This window comes from Maribacter ulvicola (genome assembly GCF_900155985.1).
Taxonomy (GTDB): domain Bacteria; phylum Bacteroidota; class Bacteroidia; order Flavobacteriales; family Flavobacteriaceae; genus Maribacter; species Maribacter ulvicola.
Genome location: NZ_FTMA01000011.1, coordinates 51,833 through 73,183 on the forward strand (window position 1 = coordinate 51,833; position 21,351 = coordinate 73,183).

At 35.8% G+C, this 21,351-nt stretch carries 18 protein-coding genes and 5 tRNA genes; all 23 read left to right on the forward strand.

Translation table 11 applies throughout. The features are described from left to right. The first annotated feature begins 57 nt into the window (after window positions 1–57). The 23 genes from BW936_RS18340 to rpoC all read left to right on the forward strand — a co-directional run bounded on the left by BW936_RS18340 (window position 58) and on the right by rpoC (window position 21,324). Window positions 58–1,335, forward strand: a complete 1,278-nt coding sequence (locus tag BW936_RS18340; protein WP_076551131.1) for a DUF2851 family protein — start codon at window positions 58–60, stop codon at window positions 1,333–1,335. Window positions 1,336–1,346: 11 nt separating this feature from the next. After that, window positions 1,347–1,574 carry a PspC domain-containing protein gene (locus BW936_RS20015; protein WP_076551134.1) on the forward strand — a complete coding sequence of 76 codons (228 nt, stop codon included), beginning with the start codon at window positions 1,347–1,349 and terminating at the stop codon, window positions 1,572–1,574. A 3-nt stretch (window positions 1,575–1,577) separates the two neighbouring features. After that, window positions 1,578–2,585 carry a potassium channel family protein gene (locus BW936_RS18350; RefSeq protein WP_076551137.1) on the forward strand — a complete coding sequence of 336 codons (1,008 nt, stop codon included), beginning with the start codon at window positions 1,578–1,580 and terminating at the stop codon, window positions 2,583–2,585. Window positions 2,586–2,670: 85 nt separating this feature from the next. Then, window positions 2,671–4,359, forward strand: a complete 1,689-nt coding sequence (locus tag BW936_RS18355) for an alanine/glycine:cation symporter family protein (RefSeq protein WP_076551139.1) — start codon at window positions 2,671–2,673, stop codon at window positions 4,357–4,359. Window positions 4,360–4,368: 9 nt separating this feature from the next. Beyond that, on the forward strand, window positions 4,369–5,247 hold the full coding sequence (locus BW936_RS18360) for a ComEA family DNA-binding protein (RefSeq protein WP_076551142.1): 879 nt from the start codon (window positions 4,369–4,371) through the stop codon (window positions 5,245–5,247). Window positions 5,248–5,257: 10 nt separating this feature from the next. Beyond that, window positions 5,258–6,427: an acyl-CoA dehydrogenase family protein gene (locus BW936_RS18365; RefSeq protein ID WP_076551145.1), complete on the forward strand. Its 1,170-nt coding sequence runs from the start codon at window positions 5,258–5,260 to the stop codon at window positions 6,425–6,427. 100 nt (window positions 6,428–6,527) lie between these two features. Further along, a complete protein-coding gene (gene rpsU, locus BW936_RS18370) occupies window positions 6,528–6,722 on the forward strand; it encodes a 30S ribosomal protein S21 (RefSeq protein ID WP_036155953.1) in 195 nt (64 codons plus the stop codon). Between the two features lie 92 nt (window positions 6,723–6,814). Beyond that, window positions 6,815–7,705: a tyrosine-type recombinase/integrase gene (locus BW936_RS18375; RefSeq protein WP_076551148.1), complete on the forward strand. Its 891-nt coding sequence runs from the start codon at window positions 6,815–6,817 to the stop codon at window positions 7,703–7,705. A gap of 47 nt (window positions 7,706–7,752) precedes the next feature. Beyond that, the gene (gene hpf / locus BW936_RS18380; RefSeq protein WP_076551151.1) at window positions 7,753–8,055 is read left to right on the forward strand and encodes a ribosome hibernation-promoting factor, HPF/YfiA family; all 303 of its coding nucleotides are present in this window, start codon (window positions 7,753–7,755) and stop codon (window positions 8,053–8,055) included. Window positions 8,056–8,158: 103 nt separating this feature from the next. Beyond that, window positions 8,159–8,232: transfer RNA gene (locus tag BW936_RS18385), tRNA-Thr, on the forward strand. A gap of 27 nt (window positions 8,233–8,259) precedes the next feature. Then, a tRNA-Tyr gene (locus BW936_RS18390) sits at window positions 8,260–8,341 on the forward strand. A gap of 47 nt (window positions 8,342–8,388) precedes the next feature. Then, a tRNA-Gly gene (locus BW936_RS18395) sits at window positions 8,389–8,461 on the forward strand. 71 nt (window positions 8,462–8,532) lie between these two features. Then, a tRNA-Thr gene (locus BW936_RS18400) sits at window positions 8,533–8,604 on the forward strand. Window positions 8,605–8,659: 55 nt separating this feature from the next. Continuing rightward, window positions 8,660–9,847 (forward strand): elongation factor Tu, encoded by a 1,188-nt coding sequence (gene tuf / locus BW936_RS18405; protein WP_036155947.1) that lies wholly within the window; start codon window positions 8,660–8,662, stop codon window positions 9,845–9,847. Window positions 9,848–9,947: 100 nt separating this feature from the next. Next, window positions 9,948–10,020: transfer RNA gene (locus tag BW936_RS18410), tRNA-Trp, on the forward strand. Between the two features lie 58 nt (window positions 10,021–10,078). Continuing rightward, entirely contained in the window at window positions 10,079–10,267 is a 189-nt protein-coding gene (gene secE / locus BW936_RS18415) for a preprotein translocase subunit SecE (RefSeq protein WP_076551153.1), read from the forward strand. A gap of 7 nt (window positions 10,268–10,274) precedes the next feature. Beyond that, window positions 10,275–10,826 carry a transcription termination/antitermination protein NusG gene (gene nusG / locus BW936_RS18420; RefSeq protein WP_076551156.1) on the forward strand — a complete coding sequence of 184 codons (552 nt, stop codon included), beginning with the start codon at window positions 10,275–10,277 and terminating at the stop codon, window positions 10,824–10,826. A 78-nt stretch (window positions 10,827–10,904) separates the two neighbouring features. Next, window positions 10,905–11,342 carry a 50S ribosomal protein L11 gene (gene rplK / locus BW936_RS18425; RefSeq protein ID WP_076551159.1) on the forward strand — a complete coding sequence of 146 codons (438 nt, stop codon included), beginning with the start codon at window positions 10,905–10,907 and terminating at the stop codon, window positions 11,340–11,342. Between the two features lie 18 nt (window positions 11,343–11,360). Next, window positions 11,361–12,050, forward strand: coding sequence for a 50S ribosomal protein L1 (gene rplA, locus BW936_RS18430; RefSeq protein WP_076551162.1), 690 nt, complete (start codon window positions 11,361–11,363; stop codon window positions 12,048–12,050). A gap of 25 nt (window positions 12,051–12,075) precedes the next feature. Beyond that, on the forward strand, window positions 12,076–12,591 hold the full coding sequence (gene rplJ, locus BW936_RS18435; protein ID WP_076551164.1) for a 50S ribosomal protein L10: 516 nt from the start codon (window positions 12,076–12,078) through the stop codon (window positions 12,589–12,591). A gap of 51 nt (window positions 12,592–12,642) precedes the next feature. Further along, complete coding sequence (gene rplL, locus BW936_RS18440) at window positions 12,643–13,020, forward strand: 50S ribosomal protein L7/L12 (RefSeq protein WP_036155937.1); 378 nt, start codon at window positions 12,643–12,645, stop codon at window positions 13,018–13,020. A 132-nt stretch (window positions 13,021–13,152) separates the two neighbouring features. Then, window positions 13,153–16,962: a DNA-directed RNA polymerase subunit beta gene (gene rpoB / locus BW936_RS18445; RefSeq protein ID WP_076551166.1), complete on the forward strand. Its 3,810-nt coding sequence runs from the start codon at window positions 13,153–13,155 to the stop codon at window positions 16,960–16,962. Window positions 16,963–17,025: 63 nt separating this feature from the next. Continuing rightward, complete coding sequence (gene rpoC, locus BW936_RS18450) at window positions 17,026–21,324, forward strand: DNA-directed RNA polymerase subunit beta' (RefSeq protein WP_076551169.1); 4,299 nt, start codon at window positions 17,026–17,028, stop codon at window positions 21,322–21,324. The last annotated feature ends 27 nt before the right edge of the window (window positions 21,325–21,351 follow it).

Sequence of the window (21,351 nt, forward strand, 5' to 3'; positions counted from 1 at the left end):
TTTAATTTATTTTTAGAAAATAGACCCGCTTAACGGCGGGTTTTTTATTTTTATAGAATGAAGGAAGACTTACTTCATTTTATTTGGAAGTATAAAAAGTATCCCGTTAACGGACTCGTATCTACATCTAATGAGGCAATACATGTGGTTTCAACCGGTATGCACAATCATTTAAGCGGTCCGGATTTCTTTAATGCTCAAGTAGAACTAAATGGTCAACTATGGGCAGGGAATGTAGAGATTCATGTTAAATCATCAGATTGGTACGCGCACAATCATCAAGAAGATGATAACTACAATAACGTAATTCTACATGTAGTATGGGAAGATGATGTAGCTGTTTTTAGAAAAGACGGAAGTGAAATACCTACTTTATCTTTAAAGGAATATATTCCCTTAAAAGTTTTACAAACCTATCAAAACCTCTTTGATAGTAGGAATTACAGGTTCATTAATTGTGAAAATGAGTTTAATGAAATAGATGAATTTTTAAAGAATAATTGGTTAGAACGTTTGTTCGTGGAGCGATTGGAGCAAAAATCAATTTATATTAATCAATTATTAAAAGAAACAAATAACGATTGGGAGCAAGTATTGTTTTTAATGCTTTTGAAAACTTTTGGTTCTAAAATAAATAGAGATTCATTTGTGGAAATTGGTAAATCAATAGATTTTTCAATGATTAGAAAATTGCATAAAAAACCACTTCAACTAGAAAGTCTGTTTTTGGGGCAAGCAAATTTATTAGAAAGTACAATTGAAGGTGATGTTTATTTCAATGATTTAAAAAAAGAATACCAATTCTTAAAACATAAGTTTAATTTAAGTCCCATTTCTAAGTCTCCAGAGTTTTTTAGGTTGAGACCCTTGAATTTTCCAACTATTAGACTTGCTCAGTTGAGTACAATTTATTCAGAAAATAATAATTTATTTCATTTGTTAATAGAGCATGAGGAACTTGATTTTTTAAAGTCATTAAAATTAGGTACAAGTGAGTATTGGGAAAATCATTTTACTTTCGGTAAGGTTGCAAAAAAAAGTAAAAAGAGATTATCGACTTCATTTATAAATTTAGTATTGATAAATACTATAATTCCTTTAAAGTTTGCGTATAACCGCTATAAAGGCGGTTTAGAAAATGATGTTTTTTTAAGAATGATGTCAAAAATTAAAAGGGAGGAAAACAGTATTATAGTTAACTTTGGTAAGCTGGGCATAACTATGGATAATGCAAAAGACTCTCAAGCATATTTGCAGTTGTATAATAATTATTGTGTAAATGACAAATGTTTAGATTGTGCCGTGGGTGCTTCGCTAATGAATATAAAAGTCTAATTTTATAAGCCATGAACGTATTTTATAAATTACTGCACTATTTTCAACAAAGGGGATTTGAGGTTTGTGGTCGAATAGCTGAGCGGTTAGGCATAAGGGCAAGGGTGGTTAGAACATCGTTTATTTACCTCACATTTGTAACGGTTGGTTTTGGATTTGCGCTCTATTTGTTCTTAGCTTTTTGGCTTAGAATAAAAGACTTGATTTATACGAAACGAAATTCAGTTTTTGATCTTTAGGATATGATGCAATTATTTAGGTCTAAAATATACTTGGCTTTGACCTTGATGCTATTGGTTTTGGCTTTTGGTGTTTTGGGATATCGTTTTGTGGCAGATTACTCTTGGGTAGACGCACTATACATGACCATTATTACAGTGACCACTGTTGGTTTTTCAGAGGTCAGGCCAATGGGACCTGAAGGTAAGATATTTACTATTATACTTATTGTTACAAGTGTTTTTATTGTAGGTTTTGCCATATCAATAGTTACGGAGTATTTGCTCTCCAGAAATTCATTAGAACTGCTTAAAAAGAAAAAAATGAAGAATGCTATCGCGAATTTAAAACATCATATAATTGTCTGTGGTTATGGTAGAAATGGTATGCAGGCTGCTGAAAGACTAAAAGCATATAAAAGACCATTTGTGGTTATAGAAAGGGATAAAGAGGTCATAGAGCGGTTTGAAGAAGATGTATTGTTTATAGAAGGGGATGCAAACGACGATGATGTATTGTTAGAAGCCGGTATTGAGCGCGCTCAGTATTTAATAGCTACGCTGCCAGATGATGCTGCCAATCTTTTTGTGGTGCTGTCCGCTAGGCAAATGAAAAAAAATCTTTTTATCATCAGTAGGGCGTCTTTGGTCAATTCTCAAAAAAAATTGTTTTTAGCAGGCGCTAATAAAGTGATCATGCCAGATAAGATTGGTGGCGATCACATGGCATCGTTAGTAGTCATGCCGGATCTTATTACTTTCATGGATAAGCTATCTTTGGAAGGGGAGAATACAACTAACCTGGAAGAAGTGGCAATTGAAGATTTTTCTAATCAGATAGATTGTAATTCGTTGAGAGATTTAGATTTGCGAAGAAAAACTGGATGTACGATAATAGGATATATCTCGCCAAATGGAGAATACATTATTAACCCAGAGGCAGATATGAAACTGCAGCCAAAAAGTAAGGTAATAGTATTAGGTAGACCTGAGCAAATTAAGAAATTGAACAAAATGTTCCATATAGAATAATCATCTTTATATCATATATATTTGATTGCATCCATTATTTTTATGATATTGCTAGATAAACTAACTCAAAATAAACTTTAAACCTATGAAGTATAAACTTCTAAACCTGTTTACCTTTTTATTTCCCGTTTTAATTTTTTCTCAAGAACAAGGATTGGATCAGCAAATTGATCAAGCCTTTAAGCCGATTTCAGATTTTTTTTCAGCAGTAATTTTCTTCAATGTGTGGCATGATCCAGACATACCGTTTGTACTGGTGTTACTAGTAGGTAGTGCTTTGTTTTTTACATTGTATTTTGGTTTTCCTAATATTAAGTATTTTGGAAAAGCCATTAATACCGTTCGGGGTAAGTATGAAGATATAGAAAAGCATGGTGCAAAAGAATTATATGGCGAAGATGGTATTGCGCAAGGACAAGATTTAACAAATATAGATATAGAGGACCATCTGGTTAATATTGAAAATGATTTAGCTATTGATGGTGATATTATAGATACTATTAGAGATGAAAGCTCAGATGGAGAGGTAAGTCACTTTCAAGCATTGGCAACCGCGGTATCCGGTACCGTAGGTAATGGTAATATTGCAGGTGTGGCATTGGCTATAGCCCTTGGTGGGCCTGGAGCAACTTTTTGGATGATAATTTGCGGGTTACTGGGGATGTCAACAAAATTTGTGGAATGTACTTTAGGTGTACAGTATAGAGATGTTGGTGCTGATGGAACTGTTTATGGAGGTCCTATGTTCTATATAAGTAAAGGACTTAAAGAAAGAGGTTTTAAAACGGTAGGTAAAGTTGCAGCGGTAATTTTTGCAATTTTCTGCATAGGAGGATCTTTTGGTGGTGGTAACGCCGCTCAGTCCAATCAGGCAACAATTGTTATTAAGGAATTATTTAACTGGCAAAGTACGGCTGCAGGTGCTATTGTGGGTCTTGTACTCGCTATTTTGGTCGGTGTTATAATTATTGGAGGTATTAAGCGTATAGCACAAGTAACAGAGAAAGTAGTTCCGTTTATGGCGGTTATGTATGTTATTGCTTGTTTGTATATTATTTTTAGTAATTATACGCTGGTAGATGATGCTATTTCGTTAATTGTAACAGAGGCTTTTGAGCCAACCGCTGTAGGGGTAGGTAGTTTAATAGGTGTTTTGCTTGTAGGTTTTAAAAGAGCGGCATTTTCAAATGAAGCTGGTGCAGGTTCTGCGTCCATAGCCCATTCGGCAGTAAGAACAAAATATTCTGCATCTGAAGGTCTGGTAGCATTATTAGAACCATTTATTGATACGGTCGTTATTTGCTCAATGACCGCAATCGTTATAATTATCTTTAATTTTGGAGGTGCTTTCACCTATGGTGGCGATGGTACCGGAGCGGTGTTGATTGATGGCATTCCTTATGAAGGTGCAGGTATTACAGCTGTGGCTTTTGCTGAGTATATCCCTTATTCCAATGTGTTTTTAACTATTGCTGTAGTATTGTTTGCGGTATCAACAATGATTTCATGGTCTTATTATGGCCTACAGTCTTGGAAGTTTTTATTTGGTAGAGGTAAGACGGCAGATATGGTATACAAATTATTGTTCTGTACCTTTATTGTCATAGGTGCTGCTGCTAGTATGAAATCTATTTGGGATTTTTCTGATGCAATGATATTTGCAATGGTCTTCCCTAATATGGTAGGTTTATACTTTTTATTTCCTGTGGTAAAAAAGCAATTGAATAGATATTTAGATGCGATCAAATTAAAGTATGACGCTATAGAAGATTAAGTATTTACTATGAGTTCGTTTAAATCCCATTTCAAGTTCAATAAGCAAGAACGAAGTGGGATTTTCTTTTTACTGCTTTTTCTAATTAGTGTGCAATTGGGTTATTATGTATATCGATCAAATGGCTTAAATAAGTCTGCTCCGTTACAGTTAAATAGTATTGTTCAGGCTAATATTGATTCTTTGAAGATTATAGCGTCACAAAAGGATACGGTTCGTATATATCCGTTCAACCCAAATTTTATTACAGACTTTAAAGGGTACACGCTTGGTATGTCGGTTGCTGAAATAGATAGGTTACACAACTTTAGAAAGAAGGCTAAATTTGTAAATTCTGTGAAAGAATTTCAAAACGTAACAAAAGTTTCAGATTCTTTACTAGATAATATTTCTCCATATTTTAAATTTCCTGAGTGGACTCAAAACAGAAAAAGGAAATCTGCATATAAATCAAATACATTTACGTTAGATAATAAAGTGGACAAAGTGGCGTGGAAAGATTTGAACACGGCAACAGCAGAAGATTTAAAAATGATTAGCGGAATAGGGGAGAAGCTGTCAGCAAGAATAATAAAATTTAGAGATCGTTTGGGAGGGTTCTTAATAGAAGATCAATTGCTTGATGTTTATGGTCTTGATCCAGATGTTGTAGAAAGAACGTTAACTAGGTTTAAAGTTATAAATAAGCCTGAAATTGTGAAAATAAATGTAAATATCGCTACTGCAAAAGAATTGTCTAAATTGATATATCTTCAAAAAGATGTCGCTGAGAGCATAGTAAATTATCGTAATCTCAACGGAAGTATCAATTCTTTGAACGAATTATTAAAAATAGAAGAATTTCCGGAAGAGCGTATTAATAGAATTGCTTTATATTTGTCATTATAAAAATAACGCTATGCAAAGTATGTACTTCACAGAAGAACATCAACTATTTAGGAACAGCCTAAAAGATTTTTTACAAAAAGAAGTTGTTCCACATATAGATAAATGGGAAGAAACAGGAACCATTGAAAGGTTTATTTGGAAAAAGTTTGGTGATATGGGCTATTTTGGTCTGGCAACACCCGAAGCAGATGGTGGTCTTGGTCTTGATCTTTTTTATACCATTATATTATTGGAAGAATTACAAAAGATAAATTCAGGTGGATTTGCAGCTGCTATATGGGCGCATGCATATTTAGCTATGACGCACTTAAATAAGGAAGCAGGTTCTTTTGTAAAAGAGAAATACTTAAGACCAAGTGTTGATGGTGATAAAATTGGTTGTCTGTGTATTTCTGAGCCATTTGGGGGTAGTGATGTGGCGGCTATGAGAACTACGGCGATAAAACAGGGAGACCATTACATTTTAAATGGCTCCAAAACTTTTATTACAAATGGTGTGTATGCCGATTATATGATTGTAGCGGCAAAAACAAATCCAGAATTAGGAAATAAGGGAATTAGCATTTTTGCAGTAGACAGGAAAAGTGAAGGGGTGACTGCCAATAAATTGAATAAATTAGGCTGGCGAGCTTCTGATACAGCGGAACTTGCCTTTGATAATGTTAAGATTCCGGCAGAGAATCTGATGGGGGAAGAAAATATGGGCTTTTCTTATATAATGGAACATTTTTCTTTAGAACGTTTAATAATGGGAGTAAATGCTCATGCCCGTTCGGAACATGTTTTGGAATATGCTTTAAACTACATGTCAGAAAGAGAGGCTTTTGGTAAATCAATAAATCAATTTCAAGCTTTAAGACATAGGGTAGTTGATCTTCATGCGGATATAGATATGTGTAAGGAGTATAATTATTCTGTAGCATACCGTTTAGATAAAGGGCAGTACGTGGTTAAAGAGGCGACGATTTCTAAGTTGAAATCAACAAAAGTTGCTGATGAGGTGGCTTATGAGTGTTTGCAGTTTTTAGGTGGGTATGGTTATATTGAAGATTATCCAATGGCACGTAATTTTAGAGATAGTAGATTAGGACCTATCGGTGGTGGTACTTCAGAAATATTAAGAGAAATTATTTCGAAAATTATTATTGATAAGAAAGAATATAAGCCGGCTACAGCGTAGTTAAGAATAGAAAAAATTTAAAAAGCAGATTATTGGTTGCCTATTTGAATATAGTTGTTATATTTGCAGCCTTAATCACAAAAGAGAGGAGGTTTAGCCCATGTTAATAATACCAGTAAAAGAAGGAGAAAACATCGATAGAGCTTTAAAGCGTTTTAAACGTAAGTTCGATAAGACAGGTACAATGAGACAGTTACGTAAGCGTCAACAGTTCAATAAGCCGTCAGTAGTTCGTAGAGCACAGATACAAAAAGCAGAATATATTCAAGGTCTAAGAGATCAAGAAGAAGTTTAGGCTTAGTAATAGAAAATAAAAAAATCCCGCAATTTGCGGGATTTTTTTTTGCTCAAATTTCAACAAACTCAAAACTTTGATACCTTTAGATAATGTTTTTAAGCGAATTTATTTCTTATCTCTCTTTGGAGAAAAATTATTCGGTGCATACGATTAAGGCGTATGAGAACGATATAATTGAATTTAGCGGTTTTTGCTTGGCTAGTTATGATGTTGGTGATATTGATTCCGTGGACTATAATATGGTTCGCTTTTGGATTGTGGCGTTGTCAGAAAATAAAATGAACAATAGGTCTATCAATAGAAAAATAGCATCGTTGAAAGCTTATTTCAAATTTCTTCAAAAAATAGAAGTAACCAACATTAATCCGTTAAGTAATCATAAAGCATTAAAAACGGCAAAAAATGTTGAAATTCCATTCTCAGAAGTAGAGATGGAGCATGTGTTGTCCCAAATAGAATTTAAAGAAGATTTTGAGGGAAAAAGAGATGAGTTGTTACTGCATGTGTTTTATGTTACAGGAGTACGAAGGGCAGAGGTCATTGCTTTGAAAATAGCTGATGTGGATTTTGAGACTATGACTATCAAGGTCTTGGGTAAGCGTAATAAAGAAAGAATTATACCTATGCTTGTTGAAACTAAAGTAAGATTCTTAGAGTATTTAGAGTGGCGTAAGGGGTTAAGTGTAGTGATCGACGATAAAATTATGTTCTTGACTAAGTCCGGCAATAAAATGTATGAAACACTTGTTTATAGAGTAATAAAAAGGTATTTTAGAGAGGTTTCCTCTAAGGTAAAGACAAGTCCGCATATTCTTAGGCATACCTTTGCAACGCATCTATTAAATAAGGGTGCGGATTTAAATGCTGTAAAGGAGTTATTAGGGCACTCTAGTTTGGCTTCTACCCAGGTATATACGCATAATAGTATTGCAGAGTTGAAAAAGGTGCATGCAAAAGCTCATCCTAGAGGGAAAAAATAAATATTGTTAAATCAGGCTTAATTCTAAAAGCCATAAATTTTCTGACTATGAAAGTAAATACGCAATCGGTAAATTTTAATGCAGACGATAAGTTAATTAATTTCCTTCAAAATAGACTGGATAAAGTGGAAACCTTTTATTCTAAGGTGATTAGCTCTGATGTTTATATGAAAGTTGAGAATACAAGTGCAAAAGAGAATAAAATTGTAGAGATTAAAATTACGGTTCCTAAAGATAAATTTGTGGTAAAAAAACAATGTAAGTCTTTTGAGGAGGCAGTAGACTCTGCTTGTAATTCGCTGGAACGCAGACTGATAAAGCAAAAGCAAAAAATAAGATTGCATGCTTGATAAAAAATTTTCAAAATTTGTTTTGAATAAACAAAAAATACTATACATTTGCAGTCCGTTAGAAATAGCGGGCTTTTTTATAACAAGAAAAGTTGTAAAATAAGCCGATGTAGCTCAGCTGGCTAGAGCAGCTGATTTGTAATCAGCAGGTCGTGGGTTCGAGTCCCTCCATCGGCTCTTAAGTTCTTTAAAATATTAGTTTGAGGGGAGATACTCAAGCGGCCAACGAGGGCAGACTGTAAATCTGCTGACTACGTCTTCGCAGGTTCGAATCCTGCTCTCCCCACTAAACTATTTTGTAGAGGATTTTATTGAAATATTGTAATATTATAAGCGGGAGTAGCTCAGTTGGTAGAGCGTCAGCCTTCCAAGCTGAATGTCGCCGGTTCGAACCCGGTCTCCCGCTCTATAAATTTGACAGTAATGTCATCCCTGCGAAGGCAGGAATCTATCTGTTGGGTGGGTTCAACACTTTACGCCGGTGTAGCTCAGGGGTAGAGCGTTTCCTTGGTAAGGAAGAGGTCACGAGTTCAATTCTCGTCATTGGCTCAATTAAGGTATAAATTTGTACACTAATATAAACTAAGAATAAAATACATTAAACATGGCAAAGGAAACTTTCGATCGTTCCAAACCGCACTTAAATATAGGTACTATTGGACACGTGGATCACGGTAAAACTACATTGACTGCTGCTATTACTACTGTTTTGGCAAATGCAGGTCTTTCTGAATTGAGAAGTTTCGATTCTATCGATAACGCTCCTGAGGAAAAAGAAAGAGGTATTACAATTAACACTTCACACGTAGAGTACTCTACAGCTAATCGTCACTACGCGCACGTTGACTGTCCTGGTCACGCGGATTACGTGAAGAACATGGTTACTGGTGCTGCTCAGATGGATGGTGCTATATTAGTTGTTGCTGCTACAGATGGTCCTATGCCACAAACACGTGAGCATATCTTATTAGGTCGTCAGGTTGGTATTCCAAGAATCGTTGTATTCATGAATAAAGTGGATATGGTTGATGATGAGGAGTTGATTGAGCTTGTTGAAATGGAAGTGAGAGAATTACTTTCTTTTTATGAGTATGATGGTGATAATGGGCCTGTAATTGCTGGTTCTGCATTAGGTGCATTGAATGGTGAGCAGAAATGGGTTGATACGGTTATGGAATTGATGGCTGCTGTTGATGATTGGATCGAGCTACCTAAAAGAGATGTTGATAAGGATTTCTTGATGCCTGTTGAAGATGTATTTACTATTACTGGTCGTGGTACTGTTGCAACTGGTCGTATAGAGACTGGTATTGCTAACACTGGTGATCCTGTTGAGATTATTGGTATGGGTGCTGAGAAATTAAACTCTACTATTACAGGGGTTGAAATGTTCCGTAAGATCTTGGATAGAGGTGAGGCTGGTGATAATGTAGGTATCTTGTTAAGAGGTGTTGAAAAATCTCAAATTAGCCGTGGAATGGTAATCTGTAAGCCAGGTTCTGTTAAGCCACATGCTAAATTTGAAGCTGAGGTTTATGTTTTGAAGAAAGAAGAAGGTGGTCGTCATACACCATTTCATAATAACTACCGTCCACAGTTCTATGTAAGAACAACAGACGTAACAGGTAACATTGCGCTTCCTTCAGGAGTTGAAATGGTAATGCCTGGTGATAACTTAACAATTACAGTTGAATTGATTCAGCCAATCGCATTAAGCGTAGGTCTTCGTTTCGCTATCCGTGAAGGTGGTAGAACAGTTGGTGCTGGTCAGGTAACTAAGATTATAGATTAAATTTAATCTAAAATAAGCATTGTATATAAGGGTGTTCTGCTCAGGCGGGACACCTTTACATGCAAATAATAGAATTGGTGACTTAATGGTTGCTGTTCATACGGGTGTAGCTCAGTTGGTAGAGCACTGGTCTCCAAAACCAGGTGTCGGGAGTTCGAGTCTCTCCTCCCGTGCAACAATAGAATTTGGAATATAGGTTTTCCATTTGTTGAAATTGTAAAAAGAATTTAAATGTTCACATATATAAAAGAATCCGTTGAAGAGTTGAGGAATAGTGTTACTCTTCCGTCACGTGCAGAGTCGTCTAACTTGATGGTTGTTGTAGCTGTGTTTTCTATCCTTTTTGCTTTGGCAACCTGGGGAGTGGATACGGTCTTTAGTAAAGTGATAAAGTCTTATTTCAACTACGTATTAAACTAATAGGACTATGTCAGAAGTATTGGATAAAAAATGGTACGTTGTAAGAGCTGTTAGTGGTCAGGAGAATAAAATCAAAGGATACATTGAGAGTGAAGTGGAACGTCATGGTTTCTCTGATTATTTAGAAGATGTTCTTGTTCCTACAGAAAAGGTTATTCAAATTAGAAATGGAAAGAAAATAAATAAAGAAAGAGTTTATTTTCCGGGCTATATTATGATCAAAGCCAATTTAGGTGGTGAGATGGTGCATATTATTAGGTCAATTACTAATGTAATAGGTTTTTTAGGGGAGACAAAAGGAGGTGATCCTGTGCCTTTAAGGAAGAATGAAGTAAATAGAATGCTAGGTAAGGTAGATGAGCTAGCTGTGAATACGGATAGTGTGGCTATTCCATTCGTTTTTGGTGAAACGGTAAAAGTAATTGATGGTCCTTTTAATGGCTTCAATGGTACTGTTGAGAAAATAAATGAAGAGAAGCGTAAGTTAGAGGTTATGGTAAAGATTTTCGGAAGAAAAACACCTTTAGAGCTTAGCTATATGCAGGTAGAGAAAATATAAGTATTAGAATAAGTGTTACATACATATAATTAAAGTAGTGTTGCTTCCGTAAACACACTTTCAATTTAATTTTAAACAATGGCAAAAGAAATAGGTAAAGTAGTTAAACTACAAGTTAAGGGAGGTGCAGCGAATCCATCGCCACCGGTTGGACCTGCCTTAGGAGCTGCTGGTGTTAACATTATGGAATTCTGTAAGCAGTTCAATGCTCGTACACAGGATAAACCAGGTAAAATTTTACCAGTTGTTATCACCGTTTACAAGGATAAGTCTTTCGACTTCGTTGTAAAAACTCCACCGGCGGCAATTCAGCTATTGGAAGCGGCTAAGATTAAAAAAGGATCTGGCGAACCTAACAGAGTAAAATTAGGTAGTGTTACCTGGGACCAAATCAAGGCAATTGCCGAAGATAAAATGGTTGACCTTAATGCGTTTACGATAGAATCTGCTATGAGTATGATAGCTGGTACTGCTCGTTCTATGGGTATGAAGGTTGCAGGAAAAAAACCTTTTTAAAATCTTAAAAGTAATTAAATGGCAAAGTTAACTAAGAAGCAAAAGGAAGCGCACTCCAAGATAGAGAAAGATAAATTATACTCTGTGTCGGAAGCTTCAGCTTTAATAAAAGAGATAACCAATACAAAATTCGATGCGTCTGTAGATTTAGCTGTTCGTTTGGGTGTAGATCCTAGAAAAGCAAATCAAATGGTTCGTGGTGTGGTAACATTACCTCATGGAACCGGTAAGGATGTTAAAGTTTTGGCTTTGGTAACACCAGATAAAGAAGCAGAGGCGCAAGAAGCCGGTGCGGACTATGTTGGTTTAGATGAGTATTTGGAGAAAATTAAAGGCGGTTGGACAGATGTTGATGTAATCATCACTATGCCAAGCGTAATGGGTAAATTAGGTCCATTAGGTCGTGTTTTAGGACCTAGAGGTTTAATGCCTAATCCAAAAACTGGTACTGTTACTATGGATGTGGCTAAGGCTGTAACCGAGGTTAAGGCAGGTAAGATAGATTTTAAAGTTGATAAAACGGGTATCGTACATGCTGCGATAGGTAAGGCTTCTTTTTCTGCTGATAAAATAGCGGATAATGCTAAGGAGTTGTTGGATACTTTGAATAAGATGAAGCCAACTGCGGCAAAAGGTGTTTACATGAAGTCAATCTTCATGTCTAGTACTATGAGTCCTAGTTTGCAATTAGATCCAAAGTCAGTTTAACAACTGGTAGTTAAAAATTAAAAGTATGACAAGAGAAGAGAAAGCAACGGTTATAAAAGATTTGACTGCGCAGTTGGCGGATAGCGCTACAATATATGTGGCTGATATTTCAGGCTTGGATGCGGGTACAACTTCTGATTTAAGAAGAGCTTGTTTTAAGGCTAATATTAGACTGGCTGTAGTTAAAAATACATTGCTTGCTAAAGCAATGGATGCTTCAGAGAAAGAATTTGGTGAATTGCCGGAAATATTAAAAGGGAATAGTTCTCTTATGTTTTCCGATGTTGCCAATGCTCCTGCTAAGTTGATAAAGAATTTTAGAAAAAAATCTAAAAAGCCTTTATTGAAAGGAGCTTTTGTAGAAGAAGCAATTTACATAGGTGATGAAAACTTAGATGCTTTAGTTAGCATTAAGTCTAAGGAAGAAATGGTTGGTGAGATAATTGGATTATTACAATCTCCAGCTAAGAATGTTATTTCTGGACTTAAGTCTGGTGGTGGTAAAATCGCTGGTATCCTTAAAACATTATCTGAAAAATAAGTACGCACAATAAACTAAGTATATTTTAAAAATTTTATTAAACGATAGAAAATGGCAGATTTAAAAGATTTCGCAGAACAATTAGTTAACTTAACAGTTAAAGAAGTAAACGAGTTAGCTGATATATTAAAAGATGAGTACGGTATTGAGCCTGCAGCAGCAGCAGTAGCGGTAGCTGCCGGTGGTGGTGGTGAAGCTGGTGAAGCGGCTGAAGAGAAAACTGAATTCGATGTAATATTGAAAGCAGCAGGAGCATCTAAATTAGCAGTAGTTAAATTGGTTAAAGAATTAACTGGTTTAGGTTTGAAAGATGCGAAAGATATCGTTGATAGCGCACCAAAAGCTGTTAAAGAAGCAGTTACTAAGGATGAAGCAGAAGGTATCAAAAAATCATTGGAAGAAGCTGGAGCAGAAGTTGAGCTTAAATAATAGCAGCAACCATATTATTTTTGGTTTAGGTCTTTGCGCTTTTTGCGTTTAGACCTAAGCTATTTTATAGAATTAGGTATATTAAGAAGTATACTACTCATTTAGTACTCACGATCAAAACACTGTCCGTAGATGTTCACAAATAATACTGAAAGAATAAGCTTCGCTTCCGCAAGAAACACACCGGATTACCCGGATTTCTTAGATATTCAGATTAAATCTTTTCAAGACTTTTTTCAACTAGAGACTAAATCAGATGAAAGAGGTAATGAAGGTCTTTATAATACCTTCATGGAAAACTTTCCAATCACTGATACTAGAAATCAGTTTGTATTGGAATTTTTAGATTATTTTATAGATCCACCAAGATATTCCATTCAAGAATGTATCGAACGTGGTCTTACTTACAGCGTTCCTTTAAAAGCACGTTTAAAATTGTATTGTACGGATCCTGAGCATGAGGATTTCGAAACAATTGTACAAGATGTGTATTTAGGAACAATTCCTTATATGACTCCAAGTGGTACTTTTGTTATCAATGGAGCGGAAAGGGTGGTTGTTTCTCAGTTGCACCGATCTCCTGGTGTATTCTTTGGGCAATCTTTTCATGCAAATGGAACAAAATTATATTCTGCTAGGGTAATTCCTTTTAAGGGTTCTTGGATAGAATTTGCTACCGATATTAATGGCGTTATGTATGCTTATATCGATAGAAAGAAAAAATTACCGGTTACTACATTGTTTAGAGCAATTGGCTTTGAGCGTGATAAAGATATATTAGAGATTTTTGACCTATCGGAAGAAGTAAAAGTTTCTAATGCCGGACTTAAAAAAGTACTTGGTCGTAAGTTAGCCGCAAGAGTTTTGAACACTTGGCACGAGGATTTTGTTGATGAGGATACTGGTGAGGTTGTATCTATTGAGCGTAATGAAATAGTACTTGATAGGGATACGATTCTAGAAAAAGAACACATTGCTGAAATTATAGATGCAGATGTTAAAACTATTCTTTTGCATAAAGAGAATAATGCACAGTCTGATTATGCTATAATACATAATACATTACAGAAGGATCCAACGAATTCTGAAAAAGAAGCTGTTGAGCATATCTACCGTCAATTACGTAATGCTGAACCGCCAGATGAGGAAACGGCACGTGGTATTATAGATAAGTTATTCTTTTCTGATCAACGTTACAACTTAGGTGAAGTTGGTCGTTATAGAATGAACAAAAAATTACAATTGGATATTGGAATGGACAAGCAAGTCTTGACTAAAGAAGATATCATTACAATTATTAAATATTTAATTGAGTTAATTAACTCAAAAGCTGAGATTGATGATATTGATCACTTATCTAACCGTCGTGTAAGAACCGTTGGTGAGCAGTTGTCTTCTCAATTTGGTGTTGGTCTTGCACGTATGGCAAGAACAATCCGTGAGCGTATGAACGTTCGTGATAACGAGGTGTTTACTCCAATAGATTTGATTAATGCAAAGACGTTGTCTTCGGTAATTAATTCTTTCTTTGGTACCAATCAGTTGTCTCAGTTTATGGATCAAACAAATCCGTTAGCAGAGATTACGCACAAAAGAAGATTGTCGGCATTAGGTCCAGGTGGTTTATCTAGAGAGCGTGCTGGTTTTGAGGTGCGTGATGTTCACTATACGCACTACGGTCGTTTATGTCCTATAGAAACTCCTGAAGGACCAAACATTGGTTTGATATCTTCTTTATCGGTATATGCAAAAGTAAACCCAATGGGCTTCTTAGAAACGCCTTATAGAAAAGTTACAGATGCTGTAGTAGATTATAAAAACTTTACATATTTAAGTGCTGAAGAAGAAGAAGGAATGAAGATTGCGCAAGCAAACATTCCTATGAAAGATGACGGTACTATTGATACTGAAAAGGTAATTGCTAGAGAAGAAGGTGATTTCCCAGTGGTAGATCCATCTGAAATTCAATATACAGATGTTGCGCCTAATCAAATCGCATCTATTTCTGCATCTTTAATCCCTTTCTTGGAACATGATGATGCAAACAGGGCTTTGATGGGATCTAACATGATGCGTCAGGCAGTTCCTTTATTAAAACCACAGTCACCAATTGTTGGTACAGGTTTGGAGAGACAGGTAGCTTCAGATTCAAGAGTATTGATCAATGCAGAAGGTGATGGGGTTATTGAGTATGTAGATGCTCAAAAAGTTACTATCAAATATGACAGAACTGATGAAGAAAGATTGATCAGTTTCGAAGAGGATAGTAAGACTTATTTCTTGGTGAAGTTTAGAAAGACCAATCAAGGAACGAACATTAACCTAAAACCAATTGTACAAGTTGGGGATAGAGTTAAAAAAGGTCAGGTTCTTTGTGAGGGCTATGCAACTGAGAAAGGTGAATTAGCATTAGGTAGAAACTTAACAGTGGCATTTATGCCATGGAAAGGATATAACTTTGAGGATGCCATTGTAATTTCTGAAAAAGTGGTTCGTGATGATATATTCACGTCTATTCATGTTGATGAATATTCTTTAGATGTTAGAGATACCAAATTAGGGGCAGAAGAGCTTACACATGATATACCTAACGTTTCAGAAGAGGCTACAAAAGACCTTGATGAAAATGGTATGATTAGAATTGGTGCCGAAGTAAAACCTGGAGATATTCTAATTGGTAAGATTACTCCTAAAGGAGAGTCTGATCCAACCCCAGAAGAAAAACTATTGCGTGCCATCTTTGGTGATAAAGCCGGTGATGTTAAAGATGCATCATTGAAAGCTTCACCTTCACTAAGAGGGGTCGTAATCGATAAGAAATTATTCTCTAGATCGGTAAAGGACAAGAGAAAACGTTCAGAAGATAAAGAAGAGCTTTCTAAATTAGAATTAGAGTACGAAGTAAAATTCCAAGAATTAAAAGATGTACTTGTAGAGAAATTATTCACCATTGTTAATGGCAAAACTTCTCAAGGTGTTCTAAATGATTTGGGTGAAGAGGTGTTACCTAAGGGTAAGAAGTATTCTATGAAAATGTTAAATTCTGTTGATGATTTCGCTCACCTTGTTGGTGGTAGTTGGACAACAGATAGTGATACCAATTCATTAGTAGCTGATTTACTTCATAATTATAAAATTAAACTTAACGATTTACAAGGTAACTTGAGAAGAGATAAGTTTACAATATCTGTTGGTGATGAGTTACCAGCTGGTATAATGAAATTGGCCAAAGTGTATATTGCTAAAAAGCGTAAGCTTAAAGTTGGTGATAAGATGGCAGGTAGACACGGTAACAAAGGTATTGTATCTAGAATTGTACGTCATGAAGATATGCCGTTCTTAGAAGATGGAACTCCTGTTGATATCGTTCTTAATCCACTGGGTGTACCTTCTCGTATGAACATTGGTCAGATTTATGAAACTGTATTAGGTTGGGCTGGCCTTAAGCTTGGTAGAAAGTATGCAACACCAATTTTTGATGGTGCCACTTTAGATCAAATTAATGCCTACACTGACGAAGCAGGTATTCCAAGATTTGGACATACATACTTATATGATGGTGGAACGGGGCAACGTTTTGATCAACCGGCGACAGTAGGTGTGATCTATATGTTGAAACTAGGACACATGGTAGATGATAAGATGCATGCTCGTTCAATAGGACCATACTCGTTAATTACACAACAACCATTGGGTGGTAAAGCTCAATTTGGTGGTCAGCGTTTTGGAGAGATGGAAGTTTGGGCACTTGAAGCATATGGTGCATCTGCAACTTTACGCGAGATTTTAACGGTTAAATCTGATGATGTTATCGGAAGAGCTAAAACCTATGAATCTATTGTTAAAGGTGAGACAATGCCAGAGCCTGGTTTACCAGAATCTTTCAACGTTTTAATGCACGAACTTAAAGGATTAGGTTTGGATATTAGACTTGAGGAATAGTTCAATAGTTAATATTGACGAACTATTAAGTAAAACAAATTAAATCATTATCAGCACGCTATTATGGCTAGAATAAAAGATAATAACCAAGTAAAAAGGTTTGATAAAATTTCAATAGGATTAGCTTCGCCAGAATCTATTTTGGCAGAATCTAGAGGTGAAGTTTTAAAGCCTGAAACAATTAACTATAGAACTCACAAACCAGAACGTGATGGTTTATTCTGTGAGCGTATTTTTGGTCCAGTAAAAGACTATGAGTGTGCTTGTGGTAAGTACAAGCGTATTCGTTACCGTGGGATCGTATGTGACCGTTGTGGTGTAGAGGTTACAGAGAAGAAAGTCCGTAGAGATCGTGTAGGTCATATTAATTTAGTGGTACCGGTTGCTCATATTTGGTATTTCCGTTCTTTACCAAACAAAATAGGATACTTATTAGGTTTACCTTCCAAGAAATTGGATATGATAATTTACTACGAACGTTACGTAGTAATTCAAGCAGGTATAGCTAAAGGTCCTGAAGGTGAGGAAATTCAAAAAATGGATTTCTTAACCGAAGAAGAGTATTTGAATATCATGGATACGATTCCTCAGGAAAATCAATATCTAGAAGATTCTGACCCAAATAAGTTTATCGCTAAAATGGGGGCAGAGTGTTTAATTGATTTATTAGGTAGAATCAATCTTAAAGAACTTTCTTTTGAGCTAAGACATAAAGCCAATACAGAAACGTCTAAACAACGTAAAACAGAAGCTTTAAAGCGTTTACAAGTTGTAGAGGCCTTAAGAGAATCTCAAGAGAATAGAGAAAACGAACCAGAATGGATGATTATGAAAGTAATTCCGGTGATACCGCCAGAATTACGTCCATTAGTTCCGTTAGATGGTGGTCGTTTTGCAACTTCAGATTTAAATGATCTTTATAGAAGGGTTATTATACGTAACAACCGTTTAAAAAGATTAGTAGAGATAAAAGCACCAGAAGTAATTTTACGTAATGAAAAACGTATGCTTCAGGAAGCTGTCGATTCTTTGTTCGATAACACTAGAAAGGCATCTGCTGTTAAAACTGAATCTAACAGACCATTAAAGTCACTTTCAGATTCATTAAAAGGTAAGCAAGGTCGTTTCCGTCAAAACTTACTGGGTAAGCGTGTTGATTATTCTGCACGTTCGGTAATTGTTGTTGGACCAGAATTGAACTTATACGAATGTGGTCTTCCAAAAGATATGGCTGCTGAGTTGTACAAGCCTTTTGTAATCAGAAAACTGATAGAAAGAGGTATTGTAAAAACAGTAAAGTCCGCTAAGAAAATTATAGACAAAAAAGAGCCTGTAGTTTGGGATATTTTAGAGAATGTATTGAAAGGTCACCCAGTTTTATTGAACAGGGCTCCTACATTACACCGTTTAGGTATTCAAGCATTTCAACCTAAATTAATAGAAGGTAAGGCAATTCGTCTTCATCCATTGGCATGTACCGCATTCAACGCGGATTTTGATGGAGATCAAATGGCGGTTCACTTGCCATTAGGGCCAGAAGCTATTTTAGAAGCGCAGTTATTGATGCTTGCTTCTCAAAACATATTAAACCCTGCGAATGGTTCACCTATTACGGTTCCATCACAGGATATGGTCTTGGGTCTGTATTATATGACCAAAGAGCGTAAATCAACACCAGAAGTTCCAATTATTGGTGAAGGTTTAACTTTTTATTCAGCAGAAGAGGTTGAGATTGCTTTCAATGAAGGCATGGTAAATCTAAATGCAGGTATAAAAGTTAGAGCTAAAGATTTTAATGAAGAGGGTGAGTTGGTTTATAAAATTATACCAACAACCGTTGGTCGTGTATTGTTTAACAATCACGTACCAGAGGAAGCAGGTTATATTAACCAGGTATTAAATAAAAAAGCCTTAAGAAATATTATTGGGGATATTTTAGCCGTAACAAGTGTACCGGTTACCGCTGCATTCTTGGATAAGATTAAAACTATGGGTTATGAATTCGCTTTTAAAGGTGGATTGTCCTTTAGTTTAGGGGATATTATTATTCCTGCAGAAAAGATGGACATGATTGGTGAAGCCAATGTTCAGGTTGATGGTATTATGGCCAATTATAATATGGGTCTTATTACTAACAACGAGAGATATAATCAGGTTATTGATGTTTGGACATCTACTAACGCTCAATTAACAGAGTTGGCAATGAAACGTATCCGTGAGGATCAACAAGGTTTCAACTCCGTGTATATGATGCTTGATTCTGGTGCAAGGGGTTCTAAAGAGCAAATTCGTCAGTTAACAGGTATGCGTGGTTTGATGGCTAAGCCTAAAAAATCTACTGCCGGTGGTGGTGAGATTATTGAAAACCCTATTCTTTCTAACTTTAAGGAAGGTCTTTCTATTCTTGAATACTTTATCTCTACTCACGGTGCACGTAAAGGTCTTGCAGATACCGCTTTGAAAACGGCAGATGCCGGGTACTTAACAAGACGTTTGGTTGATGTTTCTCAAGATGTTATCATTAATACTGAAGATTGTGAAACACTTAGAGGTGTAGAAGTTCAGGCACTTAAGAAAAATGAAGAGATTGTTGAAAGCTTAGGAGAAAGAATTTTAGGTCGTGTTTCATTACATGATGTATATAACCCAATGACTGAAGAATTGGTGCTTCATGCAGGTCAGCAAATTATGGAAGCTGATGTGAAGAGAGTTGAAGCATCTCCAATTGAGAAGATTGAGGTTCGTTCTGCACTTACATGTGAGGCTGATAAAGGAATTTGTGCTAAATGTTATGGTAGAAACCTTTCAACCAATAAGATGGTACAAAGAGGTGAAGCTGTTGGTGTTGTTGCTGCTCAGTCAATTGGTGAACCGGGTACGCAACTTACACTTAGAACGTTCCACGTAGGTGGTATTGCAGGTAACATTTCTGAAGATAACAAATTAGAAGTACGTTTCTCCGGTGTTGCTGAAATTGAAGATTTGAGAACAGTTACTAGTGAAGGTGCAGATGGTAAGCCTGCTGAAATTGTCATTTCTAGAACAAGTGAAATTAAAGTTGTAGATGCCAAAACAGGAATTACTTTAAGTACTAGTAATATTCCTTATGGTTCACAATTATTTGTTGAGAATGGAGCTAAGGTAACCAAAGGTGATGTAATTTGTTCGTGGGATCCATATAACGGTGTTATCGTTTCTGAATTCCCTGGTAAGATAGCTTACGAGAATATTGAGCAAGGTGTAACTTATCAAGTAGAAATTGATGAGCAAACTGGTTTCCAAGAGAAAGTGATTTCTGAATCTAGAAACAAAAAATTGATCCCAACCTTATTAATTCAAGACGCCAAAGGAGAAACATTACGTTCGTATAACCTACCTGTAGGTTCTCACATTATGGTAGATGATGGTGATAAGATTAAGGAAGGTAAAACATTGGTTAAGATTCCACGTAAATCTGCTAAGGCGGGTGATATTACGGGTGGTCTTCCAAGAGTTACTGAATTGTTCGAAGCAAGGAATCCATCTAACCCTGCTGTAGTTTCTGAAATTGACGGGGTTGTTTCTTTTGGTAAGATTAAGAGAGGTAATAGAGAAATTATCATTGAGTCTAAATTAGGTGAAGTGAAGAAATACCTTGTTAAACTTTCAAATCAAATCTTAGTTCAAGAGAACGATTACGTTAGAGCAGGTATGCCATTATCAGATGGTTCTATAACTCCAGAAGATATCCTTAAAATTAAAGGTCCATCTGCAGTACAACAGTACTTAGTAAATGAGGTTCAGGAGGTTTATAGACTGCAAGGTGTAAAAATTAATGATAAACACTTTGAGGTAGTTGTTAGACAAATGATGCGTAAAGTAAGAATTCAAGATCCAGGTGATACTATCTTCTTAGAGAATCAGTTGATTCATAAAGATGATTTCATAAGGGAGAATGATGAGATCTTTGGCAAGAAAGTAGTAATGGAAGCTGGTCATTCTGATAACCTTAAAGCAGGTCAAATTGTAACTCCTAGAGAGTTAAGAGATGAAAACTCTTTATTAAGACGTGGAGACAAGGCATTAGTTGAAGCAAGAGATGCTGTTTCTGCAACGGCAACTCCAATACTTCAAGGTATTACTAGAGCTTCTTTACAGACTAAATCATTTATTTCTGCAGCATCGTTCCAAGAAACGACTAAAGTATTAAATGAAGCTGCTGTGAGTGGTAAGATAGATACATTAGAAGGTCTTAAGGAAAATGTTATTGTTGGTCATAAGATTCCGGCAGGTACGGGTATGAGAGACTATGATAGCATTATCGTTGGATCTAAAGAAGAATATGATGAAATAATGGCAAGAAAAGAGGCATTAAGATTCTAATTTTATAATAACCCTCAAATTTTATTT

Coding starts and splice junctions, on each gene's coding strand:
- BW936_RS18340 (WP_076551131.1), top strand. CDS start 58: ATGAAGGAAGACTTACTTCATTTTATTTGGAAGTATAAAAAGTATCCC.
- BW936_RS20015 (WP_076551134.1), top strand. CDS start 1,347: ATGAACGTATTTTATAAATTACTGCACTATTTTCAACAAAGGGGATTT.
- BW936_RS18350 (WP_076551137.1), top strand. CDS start 1,578: ATGATGCAATTATTTAGGTCTAAAATATACTTGGCTTTGACCTTGATG.
- BW936_RS18355 (WP_076551139.1), top strand. CDS start 2,671: ATGAAGTATAAACTTCTAAACCTGTTTACCTTTTTATTTCCCGTTTTA.
- BW936_RS18360 (WP_076551142.1), top strand. CDS start 4,369: ATGAGTTCGTTTAAATCCCATTTCAAGTTCAATAAGCAAGAACGAAGT.
- BW936_RS18365 (WP_076551145.1), top strand. CDS start 5,258: ATGCAAAGTATGTACTTCACAGAAGAACATCAACTATTTAGGAACAGC.
- rpsU (WP_036155953.1), top strand. CDS start 6,528: ATGTTAATAATACCAGTAAAAGAAGGAGAAAACATCGATAGAGCTTTA.
- BW936_RS18375 (WP_076551148.1), top strand. CDS start 6,815: ATGTTTTTAAGCGAATTTATTTCTTATCTCTCTTTGGAGAAAAATTAT.
- hpf (WP_076551151.1), top strand. CDS start 7,753: ATGAAAGTAAATACGCAATCGGTAAATTTTAATGCAGACGATAAGTTA.
- tuf (WP_036155947.1), top strand. CDS start 8,660: ATGGCAAAGGAAACTTTCGATCGTTCCAAACCGCACTTAAATATAGGT.
- secE (WP_076551153.1), top strand. CDS start 10,079: ATGTTCACATATATAAAAGAATCCGTTGAAGAGTTGAGGAATAGTGTT.
- nusG (WP_076551156.1), top strand. CDS start 10,275: ATGTCAGAAGTATTGGATAAAAAATGGTACGTTGTAAGAGCTGTTAGT.
- rplK (WP_076551159.1), top strand. CDS start 10,905: ATGGCAAAAGAAATAGGTAAAGTAGTTAAACTACAAGTTAAGGGAGGT.
- rplA (WP_076551162.1), top strand. CDS start 11,361: ATGGCAAAGTTAACTAAGAAGCAAAAGGAAGCGCACTCCAAGATAGAG.
- rplJ (WP_076551164.1), top strand. CDS start 12,076: ATGACAAGAGAAGAGAAAGCAACGGTTATAAAAGATTTGACTGCGCAG.
- rplL (WP_036155937.1), top strand. CDS start 12,643: ATGGCAGATTTAAAAGATTTCGCAGAACAATTAGTTAACTTAACAGTT.
- rpoB (WP_076551166.1), top strand. CDS start 13,153: ATGTTCACAAATAATACTGAAAGAATAAGCTTCGCTTCCGCAAGAAAC.
- rpoC (WP_076551169.1), top strand. CDS start 17,026: ATGGCTAGAATAAAAGATAATAACCAAGTAAAAAGGTTTGATAAAATT.